This window comes from Nocardia sp. NPDC056564, from assembly GCF_042793755.1.
Classification (GTDB): Bacteria; Actinomycetota; Actinomycetes; order Mycobacteriales; family Mycobacteriaceae; genus Nocardia.
In genome coordinates this window covers 1-14,060 of record NZ_JBHTUR010000039.1, presented here as the reverse complement: position 1 = coordinate 14,060, position 14,060 = coordinate 1, and the positions used below count along the sequence as shown (strand labels likewise).

The following is a 14,060-nucleotide window of genomic DNA, read 5'->3' as shown; positions in this document are numbered from 1 at the left end:
CCACAGGCGCCCACGCCGCGCCCACAGTTGCCGACGAGGCCGCCCGCTCCGACGAGGCCGCCCGCTCCGGCGCGAACGGCGCGCCGGCGATGGCCGGCGAGGCGACCTCCGCTAACGGGCACGCGGCGACTTCGGACGCGGACGACGCAGGCCCCGACGCGAGCTCAGCAACGAAGGCGGAGACGCCGGAAACCGACGCTCCCAACTCGACCACCTACGACGCGACACCAGTCGCCGAGGACACAGTGGCGGAGTTCACGCCGGAGCGTCTGGAGGACGCGGAATTCCGGTCGGCGTTGGAGGCGATGTTGCTTGTCGTGGACGCTCCGGCCCCGGTAGAGCAGCTGGCGGCGGCGTTGGACGACACCACCGAGCGGGTGGACGAGGCGTTGCGGGAGATGCGGGCCGAGCTGTCCGCGCGGGGGAGCGGGATCGACCTGCGTTTCGTCGGGGACGGCTGGCGCTTCTATACTCGCAGCGAGTACGCACCATATGTCGAGCGGGTGCTGCTCGATGGCGCCCGCACCAAATTGACGCGGGCGGCGTTGGAAACTCTGGCGGTGGTGGCATACCGTCAGCCGGTGACCCGGACCAGGGTCAGCGCGGTGCGCGGCGTGAACGTCGATGGGGTGATGCGCACGCTGCTGGCCAGGGGCCTGCTCGCCGAGGCAGGTGTCGACCCGGAAACCAACGGGACGACGTATTGCACGACCGAGCTGTTCCTGGAACGGATCGGACTCGCGTCGCTGACCGATTTGCCGCCGCTGGCGCCCTTGCTCCCGGGCGTCGACCTGATCGATGAGATCAATGAGAGCCTGGAAACGGACCCCCGTTACACCAGGCTGAAAAAACCCGCCGAGGCCGACTTGGACCTCGGCAGCGAGGACTGACAGGACAAAATGAATACTTCCGCTCGCCGAGATGGCACACCGGATCGCAGGAAACGCAGTGACGAGCAGCGCCCCGTGCGCGGCGCCGCGCGCAGGGGGACAGAGCGCGGCGCGGCGCGCGGCGAGGGCGGCTACCGCGGCGCATCGCCGTCGGGCGGCGCACGCGGAAACGCGCAGGGCGGCAACGCATATCGCGGCCGCGGTGAAGGCGGTTCCGCGCAGGGCGGCTACCGCGGCGGCTCATCGCAAGGCGGGGGCTCGTCGCAAGGCGGGGGCTCCTACCGCGACCGCTCCGAGGGCGGCAGCGCATATCGCGGCCGTAGCGAGGCCGGCTCCGGTCAGGGTGGCGGTTCGTACCGCGGCTCACGCGACAACAACTCACCGGGCAGCGGCTACCGCGGCAACTCTTCGCCGGGCGGCGGTTCCTACGGCGACCGCGCCAAGGGCGGCGACGCCTACCGTGGTCGCGGCGAGGGTGGTGCCGCTCGCGGCGGCACCGCGTACCGCGACCGCAGCGAGGCCGGTTCCGGCGGAAACGCTTACCGCGGCCGCTATGAAGGCGGCAGCTCGCGTAGCGAAACCGGCTCGACCGGCAACGCCTACCGCAACCGCAGCGAAGCGGGCTCCGGCGGCAACGCCTACCGCGGCCGCAACGACGGCGGCTCCGGTCAGGGCAACGCCCAGTCCGGCAACTCCTACCGCGCCGACGCGCAGCCCGGCACCAGGTCGACCGGCAGCATCCCGCAGCGCCGCGCCGCCCAGCCCGCGCCGACCGGCAAGAAGAAGAGCGCCAAGCCGCAGAAGCAGACCCAGTCGAACCCGCTGCTGAACAACGCCAAGCCCGCCAAGCGCCAGCATGTCGAGCCGGCCGCGTCCGCGGGCCACGAGAAAATGCCGTGGGGCGAGGGCGAGCGCCTGCAGAAGGTCCTCGCCAAGGCCGGCGTGGCCTCGCGTCGCGCCGCCGAGGAGATGATCGCCCAGGGCCGGGTCGAGGTCGACGGCGCCATCGTGGTCGAGCAGGGTCTGCGGATCGACCCCGAACTCGCCGTGGTGCGGGTCGACGGCACCCGGGTGATGGTGCGCTCGGAGCTGGTGCACCTCGTGCTGAACAAGCCGAAGGGCTGGCAGTCCACCATGTCCGACGATCTCGGCCGCCCCTGCGTCGGTGACATCGTCGCCGAGCGCATCGCGGCAGGCCAGCGCCTCTTCCACGTCGGCCGCCTCGACGCCGACACCGAGGGCCTGCTGCTGCTCACCAACGACGGCGACCTCGCGCACCGCCTGATGCACCCGTCCTACGAGGTCTCCAAGACCTACCTGGCGACGGTGAACGGCGAGGTGCACAAGGGGATCGGCAAGAAGCTCAAGGACGGCATCGAGCTCGAGGACGGCCCGGCGAAGGTCGACAGCTTCCAGGTGCTGGAGATCAACGAGGGACGATCCCTGGTGAAACTGGTGTTGCACGAAGGGCGCAAGCACATCGTGCGCCGGTTGCTCGACGCGGTCGGCCATCCGGTGTCCCGGCTGGTGCGCACCAATATCGGTCCGGTCGCGCTCGGCGACCAACGCCCCGGCACGCTGCGCGTGCTCGGTCGCGGTGAAATCGGCAAACTCTACGAGGCGGTGTCGTTGTGATGGGTGTGGAGATTCCGGTGGAGGCGCCCCGGCAGCTGTCGGGGACCAGTCCGCTCGTCGTGGCCATGGACGGCCCGTCGGGCACCGGTAAATCCAGCGTCTCGCGTCGCCTCGCCACCCGGCTCGGCGCCCGCTACCTCGACACCGGCGCGATGTACCGGGTCGCCACGCTGCGCGTGCTGCGGGCGGGCATCGAGCTGACCGACGCCGCCGCCATCGGCGCGGCGGTCAAGGAGCTGCCGCTGTCCATCGGCACCGATCCGCGCCGCGAGGTGATCGAGCTCGACGGCGAGGACGTGTCCGCGGAGATCCGCGGCGACGCCGTCACCAAGGCCGTCTCCGCGGTCTCGGCGGTGTCCGAGGTGCGTGACCTGCTCGTCGCGCTGCAACGCGAAATCGCCGCGGCCGCACAGCGAATCGTGGTCGAGGGGCGCGACATCGGCACCGTCGTGCTGACCGACGCGGACGCCAAGATCTACCTGACCGCCTCGGCCGAGGCCCGCGCGCACCGGCGCAACCAGCAGAACATCGCCGAAGGCCGCGGCGACGACTACGAGGCCGTGCTCGCCGACGTGCAGCGACGCGACAACCTCGATTCCACCCGCAAGGTGTCCCCACTGCGTCCGGCCGAGGACGCCGTGCTGGTCGACACCAGCGACCTGAACATGGATGAGGTCATCGACGAGCTGTACCGCGTTGTCGCGCAGCAGATTTCGGCGACCAGGACGGGAGGTCCGCAGTGACTGAAGACGTGATGGCCGGCGACGGCATCTGGAGTGACGAAACCGATTGGGAGCTCACCGATCTCGACGGCGAATTCGCCGGTGAAGAAGTTCTGGCCATGCCGACGGTGGCGGTCGTCGGTCGCCCGAATGTCGGCAAGTCGACCCTGGTGAACCGCATTCTGGGCCGGCGCGAGGCGGTCGTGGAGGACATCCCCGGCGTCACCCGCGACCGAATCTCCTACGAGGCCAACTGGTCCGGGCGCCGCTTCCTGGTGCAGGACACCGGCGGCTGGGAGCCCGACGCCAAGGGCCTGCAACAGTCGGTGGCCCGGCAGGCCGAGGTGGCCATGCAGACCGCCGACGCGATCCTGCTCGTGGTCGACGCCGTCGTCGGCGCCACCGCGACCGACGAGGCCGCGGTGAAGATGCTGCGCCGCTCCGAGATCCCGGTGATCCTGGTCGCCAACAAGGTCGACGATCAGAAGGTCGAGTCCGAGGCGGCCGCGCTGTGGTCGCTCGGTCTCGGCGAGCCGCGGATGGTCAGCGCGGCGCACGGTCGCGGCACCGGCGATCTGCTCGACGACGTGCTCGCCGTGCTGCCGGAGACCCCGCGCGAGGGCACCGGCGGTGCGGGCCCGCGCCGCGTGGCGCTGGTCGGCAAGCCCAACGTCGGCAAGTCCAGCCTGTTGAACAAGCTGGCCGACGACGAGCGCTCGGTCGTGCACGACGTCGCGGGCACCACCGTCGATCCGGTCGACTCGCTGGTCGAGCTCGGCGGCAAGATCTGGAAGTTCGTCGACACCGCGGGCCTGCGCCGCAAGGTCTCGCACGCCAACGGCACCGAGTTCTACGCCTCGCTGCGCACCAAGGCGGCGCTGGAGGCGTCCGAGGTCGCGATCATGCTGATCGATGCGTCCGAGCCGATCACCGAACAGGACCTGCGGGTGATCAGCATGGTCGCCGACTCCGGTCGCGCGCTCGTGCTGGCCTTCAACAAGTGGGACCTGGTCGACGAGGACCGTCGCCTGCAACTCGACCGCGAGGTCGACCGCGACCTGGTCCGCGTCCCGTGGGCGCAGCGGGTGAACATCTCCGCGCACACCGGTCGCGCGGTGCAGAAGCTGGTGCCCGCCATGGAAACCGCGCTCGAGTCCTGGGACAAGCGCATCTCCACCGGCCGCCTGAACACCTGGCTCAAGGAGGTCGTCGCGGCCACCCCGCCGCCGATGCGCGGCGGCCGCCTGCCGCGCATCCTGTTCGCCACCCAGGCGACCACCCGTCCGCCGACGTTCGTCCTGTTCACCACCGGCTTCCTCGAGGCGGGCTACCGCCGCTTCCTGGAACGCAGGCTGCGCGAGGAGTTCAACTTCGACGGCTCCCCGGTCCGCATCTCGGTGCGCGTCCGGGAGAAGCGCGAGCGCACCGCCAAGAAGCGCTGACCGAGTCCATCGAAGAGCCCCGGGACTTTCGCGTCCCGGGGCTCTTCGCTGTCGCGAGCCGATGCTCGAGCGGGGAGGGCGAGATTCCCCGCTGAGCGCTGGTATCCGACCGCCGGCGGGTGTGAGATGCGCGACGCGCTGACCGTGCCGCCGCGCGAGCGGGGGAGATGACCTGGCATTATCCGTCCATGGTCATTCCCAGCGTGCTGCCGGAACGTCCGACCGCCGGAACCCCGTTCGAGACGGGGTGGCCGGTACGTCTCGCCGATACCGACGGCAACCAGCGCCTTCGGCTCGACGCCATCGCCCGCTACCTGCAAGACATCGGGTTCGAACATCTCGACGCGGTCGAGGACGGCGACAACCACCGGGGCTGGGTGGTGCGCCGGACCGTGATGGATGTGCTCAAGCCGATCCAGTTCGGCGAACGGGTCATCTTGCGCCGCTGGTGCTCCGGCCTGTCCACCCGCTGGTGCAATATGCGGGTGCAGATCAGCGGCAGCGCGGGCGGCCTGGTCGAGACCGAAGCGTTCCTGATCCACTTCGGCACCGAATCCGGCGTGCCCGCCCGGATGAGCGACCGCTTCATGGAGCCGATGCTGGCCGCCACCACCGAACACCGGCTGCGCTGGAAGGCCGCGCTCACCGACCCGGCGCCCGCGGCGGGCGCGGACGGGGTGACCGTGCGCCCGTTCCCGCTGCGCATCACCGACATCGACATGCTGGACCACGTCAACAACTCGGTCTACCTCAGCGGCGTCGAAGAGGTCCTGGCCGACCACGACGACCTGAAGTCCGGCCCGCACCGCGCGATCATCGAGTACGTGAAGCCGCTGAAGTCCGGCGACGACGTCGACCTGGCCGCCTTCCGCACCGGTTCGGCCCTCGACATCTGGTTCACCGTCGGCGGCGAAACCCATGCCGCCACGCGGGTCGTCCCCCTCTGAGCCCCGGTCGCCCGGGTCTGCCGAATCGGCGCGGACCCGGGCCCGGCTAGCCCGCTCGGTTCCCCAGCTCCGCCACGGTGGCGTGAGCGCCCTTGGCGTACAACGAATCCAGCACCGTGACGTAGGCGTCGACGAACCGTGGCTCGTCGATCAGGTCACCGAAAACCGAACGCTCGCTGAGGAACGCGGTGCGATCGTCGCGCTGCCGGCGGGCCAGCGGGACCAGTCGGTCGCGCAGCGGATCCACGATGTCGATCGCCTCGCCCTGCTCATCGATCCCCTCCGCATAGCGCGCCCAGCTCGCGACAATCGCGGCGGCGCAAGCGATCTCGCCGCCGGCCGCGAGCCGCTGCCGGATCACCGGCAGTACCCACTTCGGTATCCGGTCGGAGGACTCCGCGCACAACCGCGCCACCGTGTCGCCGATCGCCGGATTGGAGAACCGTTCGATCAGCGTGCGCTGGTACGCGTCGAGGTCGACGCCCGGCACCGGAAGCAGGGTGGGCGTCGCCTCGATGTCCATGTACCGCAACAGGAATCGCTGGAACGCCGGATCCTGCGCCGCGTCGTGCACCAGCCGATATCCGCTGAGGTAGCCGAAATACGCCAGCGCCTGGTGACTCGCGTTGAGCAGGCGCAGCTTCATCAACTCGTACGGCGCGACATCATCGACCAGCTGGACGCCGACCGAGCCGTAGTCCGGTCGCCCGAGGGTGAACGAATCCTCCAGCACCCACTGGGTGAACGGCTCCGTCACCACCGGCCAGCGATCCGCCACGCCGTACCGGCGCGCCACTTCCGCCGCGGCCTCGGGTGGCGTGACCGGCGTGATCCGGTCCACCATCGAATTCGGGAAATGCACCTCCCGTGCCACCCACTCGCCGAGTTCGGGGTCGCGTAACCGGGCGAACGCGCTGAACGCCGCCCGTGCGACGTGCCCGTTGCCCTCGATGTTGTCGCACGACATCACCGTGAACGGCGCGATACCGTGCGCCCTGCGCCGCGCCAGGCCCTCGACGATCAGTCCGAAGATGGTGGCGGGCAACGCGTTCGGCGCGAGATCGGCCCGGATGTCCGCGGCGTCGGCGTCGAACTCGCCGGTGGTCGCGGAGAAGTGGTACCCGCCCTCGGTGACGGTGAGCGAGACGATCCGGGTGTCCGGGTCGGCGAGTTTGGCCAGCACCGCCTCGGGATCGTCCGGGGCATAGAGATATTCGACGATCGAGCCGATCACCCGGGTGGTCCAGCCGCCGTCCGGCGCCAGCACCGACAGCGTGTACAGCCCGTCCTGCGCCGCCAGCGCGTCCCGCATCCGGCGATCGGCGGGCAGCACGCCCACCCCGCAGATGCCCCATTCCCGCGCGCCGCCTGCCGTCAGCAGCCGGTCGATATACATCGCCTGATGTGCGCGATGAAACCCACCGACGCCGAAATGCACTATGCCGGTGGTGATTTCCGCCCGGTCATAGGTCGGCACGGCGATCGCCGGGCCGAGGTCGCGCAGCGTCGCGGCCCGCAACGGCGTGCTTGTGTCCCAAGTCATAGCTACCCCACCACTGTTGTGTACGTCACATCTCGGATGGTACCCTCTGTGAGCAGTAGCTCACATGCTGAGCATATGTTCAGCCTCGATGAGGAGGCCGTGTGGCCACCGTCCCTTCCCGCCCGGGTACGCCCGACGACGTCCGGCTCGCGCTCCGCGCCGCGCAGCTCTATCACCTAGAAGGCGCGACTCAGGCCGAAATCGCGGCCAAACTCGGTGTTTCCCGGCCCACCGCGGGCAGGCTCATCGCCAGGGCGCGCGCACAAGGGTTGGTGCGCATCGAGATCAGCGTTCCCGACGAACTGCGCGACGCCGTGCACACCGAACTGGAGAGCGACCTCGAGCGTGCCTTCGGACTCACCGAGGTCGTCGTGCTCCGCGACGTCCCCGATGGTTCCCCCTCGGGTCTGCTGCCGCTGGCCCGCGCCGCGGTCGGCGTGCTCGCCCGCAGGCTGCAACCGCAGTCCACGCTCGGATTCACCTGGGGCCCGGAGACAATCGCCGTCGCGCACGAGCTGCGCACCAAGTCCGCGCGCTGCGCCACCGTCGTTCAGCTCGACGGATCGATGACCTCGGTCGACTATCAGACCGGCGTCGACTACACCCTCGGCCGCTGCGCCACCGTGCTCCAGGCCACCCCGGTCCGGCTGAACGCCCCGCTCTACGCCGACGCCGCGACCGTGACCGCGCTGGAACAGGATTCGTTGCTCGGTCATCCGATGGCGCTGGGCCGCAACGCCGACGTGATGATGTTCGGCGTCGGCACCGTCTCCACCGCGACCACCCTGTTCGAGGGCAGCTACCTCGACGGAGCGGTCCTCGACGAGCTGCGCGGTCTCGGCGCGGTCGGCGAGATCGGCGGCCGCTTCTTCCGCGCCGACGGTACCGACGTCCCCGGATCGCTTGCCGCACGCACGGTTTCGGTCGGCCTCGACGCCATCCGCGCCTGCCCGGCCACGCTGCTGATCGCCGGCGGCGCGGTCAAACACGAGGCGACCCTCGCGGTGCTGCGCGGCGGCCTGGCCAAGATTCTCGTCACCGACCTCGAATGCGCGCGGTGGCTGCTGGAACAGAAGGAGGGCGCGGCCGATGAGCAGGCATAGCCCATGGCGGAGAAACACACTGGCGCTGGCCGTGTCGACGGTCCTCGCGACGGCGGGCTGCGCGGGCGCGGGTTCGTTCACCTCCGGTGGCGGCGACACGGTCACCATCGCCATGGTGTCCAACTCGCAGATGCAGGACGCGATCAAGTTGTCCGGTGAGTTCGAACGCGAAAACCCCGGCACCAAGCTGAAATTCGTGTCGCTGTCGGAGAACGAGGCGCGGGCCAAGATCACCGCATCGGTCGCCACCCACGGCGGCGAGTTCGACGTGGTGATGATCAGCAACTACGAGACCCCGCAGTGGGCTGCCAACGGCTGGCTGACCGACCTGTCCGGCTACGCCCGCAGGACCCCCGGCTACGACGAGCAGGATTTCATTCCGTCGCTGCAGAAGTCGCTGTCCTATCAGGGCAACATGTACTCGGTGCCGTTCTACGGCGAGTCCTCGTTCCTGATGTACCGCAAGGATCTGTTCGAGCAGGCCGGGCTCACCATGCCCGCCGAACCGACCTGGGACCAGGTCGCCGCCGCGGCCGCCGAACTCGACGACCCGGATCACGGCCGCTCCGGCATCTGCCTGCGCGGCAAGCCCGGCTGGGGTGAGGCGCTGGCCCCGCTCAACACCGTGATCAACACCTTCGGCGGCCGTTGGTTCGACGAGAACTGGCACGCCCAGCTGAACAGCCCGGAAGTCGTTCGGGCCGTGGAGTTCTACATCGACCTGGTCCGCAAGCACGGCGAACCCGGCGCGGCGACAAGCGGTTTCGGGGAATGCGCCACGCAGCTGTCCCAGGGCAACACCGCGATGTGGTACGACGCCACCTCGGCGGTCGGCGTGCTGGAAGATCCCGCCGCGAGCAAGGTGGTCGGCAAGATCGGCTACGCGCTCGCGCCGACCCAGCAGAAGCCCAACTCCGGCTGGCTCTACACCTGGTCCCTCGGCATCCCGAAGACCAGCGACAAGCCCGACGCCGCCTGGAAATTCGTCTCCTGGATGACCAGCAAGCCGTACATCAAGATGGTCGGCGAGAAACTCGGCTGGTCCCACGTACCGCCGGGCAGTCGCCTGTCGACCTACCAGATTCCGGAGTACCGCGAGGCCGCGAAAGCGTATGGGCCGCTGACCTTGTCGGCCATGGAGGGGGTCGATCCGGAACACCCGGGCGTGCGGCCGGTGCCCTACACCGGCATCCAGTTCATCACCATCCCGGAGTTCCAGGACCTCGGCACCCGGGTGAGTCAGCAGATCAGCGCCGCGATCGCCGGCCGGATCAGCGTCCGGGCCGCGCTCGACCAGGCCCAGCAGTACGCCGAGGTGGTCGGCCGGTCGTATCGAGAGGCCCCCTAATCATGTCCGAAACAACTACCGCCCCAACGACTTCGGCTGAGAAGCCGGTGACCCCGCCGCCGCTCGTGTCCCGCCGCGACCAGATCTCCCGTGCCGAGGGCTGGCGCCGCCGCGGCCCGCTGCTGCCCGCGCTGATCTTCATGCTCGTGGTCACCCAGGTGCCGTTCGTCTTCACGCTGTACTACTCGACGCAGTCGTGGAACCTGGTGCGCCCCGGCTCCCGGCACTTCAACGGCCTGCAGAACTACGCGGATGTGTTCCGGGACAGCCAGTTCCGCGAGGTCGCGCTGAACACGGTGATCATGATCGTCGGCACCGTCATCATCTCGGTGATCCTCGGCCTGCTGCTCGCGCTCCTGCTCGACCGCGCGTTCTTCGGCCGCGGCGTGGTGCGCACCCTGCTGATCACCCCGTTCCTGGTGACGCCCGTCGCGGCCGCGCTCATTTGGAAGACCACCATGCTCGACCCGATCTTCGGCCTGGTCAACTTCGTGCTGAAGCCGTTCGGCGTCGGCCAGATCGACTGGGTGAGCAAATACCCGCTACCGGCGGTCATGGCCGACCTGGTCTGGCAGTGGACCCCGTTCATGATGCTGCTGATCCTGGCCGGGTTGCAGTCCATGCCGCGCGACATCGTCGAGGCGGCCAAGGTCGACGGCGCCAACTCCTTCGCCGTCTTCCGCGAACTCACGCTGCCGCACCTGCGCCGGTTCATCGAGCTCGGCGCGGTGCTCGGCGCCATCTACCTGGTCAACACCTTCGACGCGGTCTACATGATGACCTCCGGCGGACCCGGCATCGCCAGCTCCAACCTGCCCTTCTACATCTATCAGCGCGCGTTCCTCGGCTTCGACATCGGCCAGGCCGCCGCGATGGGCGTCGTCACGGTCATCGCCACCACCGTGGTGGCCACCCTGGCGCTGCGCCTGCTGTTCAAGTCCTTCACCGGAAAAGAGGAAGCAGCATGACTGCGCACACCCTCGACCAGAAGTCCGCCGCCGACACCGCGAAACCCGTCGCCGGGGTGCGCAGGCGGCGCAGCAAGGCGGGCATGTTCTGGGGTGCCCTGGCCTGGGTGGTCGGCATCGGCTTCTTCTTCCCGGTGCTGTGGATGGTGCTCACCGCCTTCAAGCAGGAGGGCGACGCCTACACCGACCCGCCGAAGCTGTTCTTCACCCCGACCCTCGACCAGTTCGCCGCGGTCCTGGACAGCGGCATCGGCACCACGCTGCTCAACTCCACCTTCGCCACCGCGATGTCGACGATCCTGGTGCTCCTGCTCGGCCTGCCCGCCGCGTTCGCGCTGTCGCTGCGCCCGGTCCGCCGAACTCAGGACGCGCTGTTCTTCTTCATCGGCACCAAGATGCTGCCGGTGGTCGCGGCGATCGTCCCGCTGTACGTGATCGTCGGCGACATCGGCCTGCTCGACAACATCTGGGCGCTGGTCGTCCTCTACACCGCGATGAACCTGCCGATCGCGGTCTGGATGATGCGCTCGTTCTTCCTCGAGGTGCCCAGCGAACTGCTCGAGGCCGCCAGTATGGACGGCGCGAGCACCTGGACCGGGGTGCGCGAGGTGATCCTGCCGCTGGTCTCGCCCGGCATCGCCGCGACCGCGCTGATCTGCGTCATCTTCTCCTGGAACGAATTCTTCTTCGCGGTGAACCTGACCGCCGTGCAGGCCCAGACCATTCCGGTGTTCCTGGTCGGCTTCATCACGGGGGAGGGCCTGTACTGGGCCAGGTTGTCCGCCGCCGCGGTGCTCACCGCGCTGCCCGTTGTCCTGGCCGGTTGGATCGCGCAGAACAAGCTGGTGCGCGGTCTCTCGTTCGGCGCCATCAAGTAAGGAAAAACCATGGCCACCATTCGTTACGACTCGGCTTCCTGCGTCTACCCCGGCGCGGAAACCCTGGCGGTCGACTCGCTCGACCTGGACATCGCCGACGGCGAATTCATCGTGCTGGTCGGGCCTTCCGGCTCCGGCAAGTCCACCGCGCTGCGCATGCTGGCCGGCCTGGAGGAGATCGACGCGGGCTCGATCCGCATCGACGGCGCCGACATGGTCGGCGTCCCGTCCAAGGACCGCGACATCGCCATGGTCTTCCAGAACTACGCGCTCTATCCGAACAAGACCGTCGGCGAGAACATGGGTTTCGCGCTCAAGATGCTCAAAGTGCCGCTGGCGGAACGCAAACGCCGCGTCGCCGAGGCCGCCGAGCTGCTCGGCCTCACCCCGTACCTGGACCGCAAGCCGGCGAAACTGTCCGGCGGGCAGCGGCAGCGGGTCGCCATGGGCCGGGCGATCGTGCGCGAGCCGCGGGTGTTCTGCATGGACGAGCCGCTGAGCAACCTCGACGCCAAGCTGCGCGTGCAGACCCGCACCCAGATCGCCGCGCTGCAACGGCGGCTCGGCACCACCACCGTCTACGTCACCCACGACCAGGTCGAGGCGATGACCATGGGTGACCGGGTCGCGGTGCTGCGCGACGGCAGGTTGCAACAGTTCAGCACCCCCGCCGAGCTCTACGACCGCCCCGCCACCGCGTTCGTGGCCGGCTTCATCGGCTCACCGGCGATGAACCTGTGCACCGTGCCGCTGGTCTCCGGCGGCGTCGACATCGCCGGCACCACACTGGAATTGCCGCGCGAACGGCTGACCCGGCTGGCCGCGGCGAACCTGGCCGAGGTCACCATCGGCATCCGCCCCGAGCAGCTCGAACTGCGCAGGGACGGAACCGGTTTCGCGGTCACCGTGGAGCTGATCGAGGAGCTGGGCAGCGAATCCTATGTCTACGCTCGGCCTTCGGCGAAGGTCGCAGGCCTGGACGGCGAATCGTTCTTGTTCGTGTCCCGCTCGGCGATCCGGGCGCCGGCCAAGCTGGCCGAATCGGTCAGCTTGGCCGTGACCGACGCCGCCGCAGTGCACCTGTTCCACCCGGCAACCGGCGAACGGATCACCGAATAGGCGTGCCGATACGTGAACAATGCGTTATCACTTCGTGTGCGGACAAATGCACGGTGGGCTACTAACGTTCCCTAGCGGAGCGGCCGTATCCCCGCCGCTGTATGGACAACCCGCATCGGAGGCATGCGTGACCGTCGACTCCCCAGCGATCGCTAGAACCGCCCTGCACAACGTTCGCGTCTTCGACGGCCACGGCCTGACCGAGCCGACGACGGTGGTGATCGACGGGGCGGTGATCGGCACCGACGCCCAGGGTGCCGAGCGGGTCGACGGTCAGGGCGCGATCCTGCTACCGGGTCTCATCGACGCCCACGTTCACCTAGCCGGGCCGGAATCGCTCGACCGGCTGGCCGCGCACGGCGTGACCACCGCGCTGGACATGACCACCTTCCCGCCGGAGCGGCTCGCGGCACTGCGTAACCGGCCCGGCACCACCGATATTCGCAGCGCGGGCACGCCGATCATCGGCGCCGACGGCATGCACGCCCGTCTTCCCGGCCTGGCCGAGCACGCGGTCATCCACGGCCCCGAGCAGGCCGAGGCGATGGTCGCCGAGCGCGCCGCGGCCGGGTCGGACTACATCAAGCTCGTGCTGGAGGCGCCGGGGGAGGGCGGTCCCGACGAGGCCGCCGCCAAAGCCGTCGTGGCCGCCGCGCACGCCAAGGGCCTGCGGGTGGTCGCGCACGCGGCGTCGCTCGGCGCCTACACCCTGGCCCTGGACGTGGGCGTCGACATCGTCACGCACATCCCGTCCGACGGCCAGTTGCCCGCCGAGGACGTGCGCCGGATGCAGGCCGAAGGCCGGGTCGCCGCGCCCACGCTGGTCATGATGCAGGGCATCGCCACGGCATTGGGCCGGCTCGGCTTCGCCGACAGCCTGGCCAGTGTGGCGGCGCTGCACGCCGCCGGCGTGCCGATTCTGGCGAGCACCGACGCCAATGCCGAGCCGGGCGTGCCGTATCAGCCGCCGCACGGCGACTCGCTGCATCGCGAACTGGAACTGCTCGTCACCGCGGGCCTGAACCCGGTGGCGGCGTTGGCCGCCGCGACCGCGCTGCCCGCCCGCCACTTCGGCCTGTCCGACCGCGGTGCCATCGCCCCCGGCCTGCGTGCCGACCTGGTCCTGATCGACGGCGACCCGCTGGCCGACATCCACGCCACCCGCGCCATCTCCCGAGTCTGGTGCGGCGGCATTCCGCACGCCTGACCGGCGCACGACAAGGCGAGCCGTCGGGGTGTCGCCCCACTGCCTGGGCGACACGTGCTCGGAGACGCACCGGTCGGCCTCCTCGGCGATCACCGCTCGGATGCGCCGCTTGCCCTCCAGGACCCGGATCACCCCGGCCGGCGGCACCTCCCGCGTCTCGAACCCGGCGAAGCGTTCCGCGACCCCGCCAACGGCGCTCATGCGCTTCCGCACGTCCTCGAGAGCGACCGAGAGGTCGCGCAGCGACCGCGACAACGC

12 protein-coding genes are annotated in these 14,060 nt (G+C 69.5%); 11 read left to right on the top strand and 1 reads right to left on the bottom strand.

Features of this window, described 5'->3' with window-relative positions; translation table 11 throughout:
* The first annotated feature begins 89 nt into the window (after positions 1-89).
* From scpB to ACFQ9K_RS44615, 5 genes are all read left to right on the top strand, one after another.
* A complete protein-coding gene (gene scpB / locus ACFQ9K_RS44635) occupies positions 90-890 on the top strand; it encodes an SMC-Scp complex subunit ScpB (protein WP_378720908.1) in 801 nt (266 codons plus the stop codon).
* A 9-nt stretch (positions 891-899) separates the two neighbouring features.
* Positions 900-2,525, top strand: a complete 1,626-nt coding sequence (locus ACFQ9K_RS44630) for a pseudouridine synthase (RefSeq protein WP_378720889.1) — start codon at positions 900-902, stop codon at positions 2,523-2,525.
* Positions 2,525-3,268 carry a (d)CMP kinase gene (gene cmk, locus ACFQ9K_RS44625; protein WP_378720888.1) on the top strand — a complete coding sequence of 248 codons (744 nt, stop codon included), beginning with the start codon at positions 2,525-2,527 and terminating at the stop codon, positions 3,266-3,268. Before ACFQ9K_RS44630 ends, cmk begins: the two co-directional genes overlap by 1 nt.
* Positions 3,269-3,279: 11 nt before the next feature.
* Positions 3,280-4,689: a ribosome biogenesis GTPase Der gene (gene der / locus ACFQ9K_RS44620; protein ID WP_378720907.1), complete on the top strand. Its 1,410-nt coding sequence runs from the start codon at positions 3,280-3,282 to the stop codon at positions 4,687-4,689.
* Between the two features lie 188 nt (positions 4,690-4,877).
* Positions 4,878-5,636, top strand: a complete 759-nt coding sequence (locus ACFQ9K_RS44615; protein ID WP_378720887.1) for an acyl-[acyl-carrier-protein] thioesterase — start codon at positions 4,878-4,880, stop codon at positions 5,634-5,636.
* A 46-nt stretch (positions 5,637-5,682) separates the two neighbouring features.
* Here the strand turns inward: ACFQ9K_RS44615 and ACFQ9K_RS44610 are convergent, their stop codons facing one another.
* On the bottom strand, positions 5,683-7,179 hold the full coding sequence (locus ACFQ9K_RS44610) for a mannitol dehydrogenase family protein (protein ID WP_378720886.1): 1,497 nt from the start codon (positions 7,177-7,179) through the stop codon (positions 5,683-5,685).
* Between the two features lie 101 nt (positions 7,180-7,280).
* Here ACFQ9K_RS44610 and ACFQ9K_RS44605 point away from each other — a divergent pair, with 101 nt between their 5' ends.
* From ACFQ9K_RS44605 to ACFQ9K_RS44580, 6 genes are all read left to right on the top strand, one after another.
* Complete coding sequence (locus tag ACFQ9K_RS44605) at positions 7,281-8,282, top strand: sugar-binding transcriptional regulator (protein ID WP_378720885.1); 1,002 nt, start codon at positions 7,281-7,283, stop codon at positions 8,280-8,282.
* Entirely contained in the window at positions 8,269-9,630 is a 1,362-nt protein-coding gene (locus ACFQ9K_RS44600) for an ABC transporter substrate-binding protein (protein ID WP_378720884.1), read from the top strand. The genes ACFQ9K_RS44605 and ACFQ9K_RS44600 overlap by 14 nt, the downstream gene beginning before the upstream one ends.
* A gap of 2 nt (positions 9,631-9,632) precedes the next feature.
* Complete coding sequence (locus tag ACFQ9K_RS44595) at positions 9,633-10,598, top strand: carbohydrate ABC transporter permease (protein ID WP_378720883.1); 966 nt, start codon at positions 9,633-9,635, stop codon at positions 10,596-10,598.
* Entirely contained in the window at positions 10,595-11,476 is an 882-nt protein-coding gene (locus ACFQ9K_RS44590; RefSeq protein WP_378720882.1) for a carbohydrate ABC transporter permease, read from the top strand. Before ACFQ9K_RS44595 ends, ACFQ9K_RS44590 begins: the two co-directional genes overlap by 4 nt.
* A gap of 9 nt (positions 11,477-11,485) precedes the next feature.
* Positions 11,486-12,595, top strand: a complete 1,110-nt coding sequence (locus tag ACFQ9K_RS44585; RefSeq protein ID WP_378720880.1) for an ABC transporter ATP-binding protein — start codon at positions 11,486-11,488, stop codon at positions 12,593-12,595.
* Positions 12,596-12,722: 127 nt separating this feature from the next.
* On the top strand, positions 12,723-13,802 hold the full coding sequence (locus tag ACFQ9K_RS44580) for an amidohydrolase family protein (RefSeq protein WP_378720879.1): 1,080 nt from the start codon (positions 12,723-12,725) through the stop codon (positions 13,800-13,802).
* Positions 13,803-14,060 lie beyond the last annotated feature (258 nt).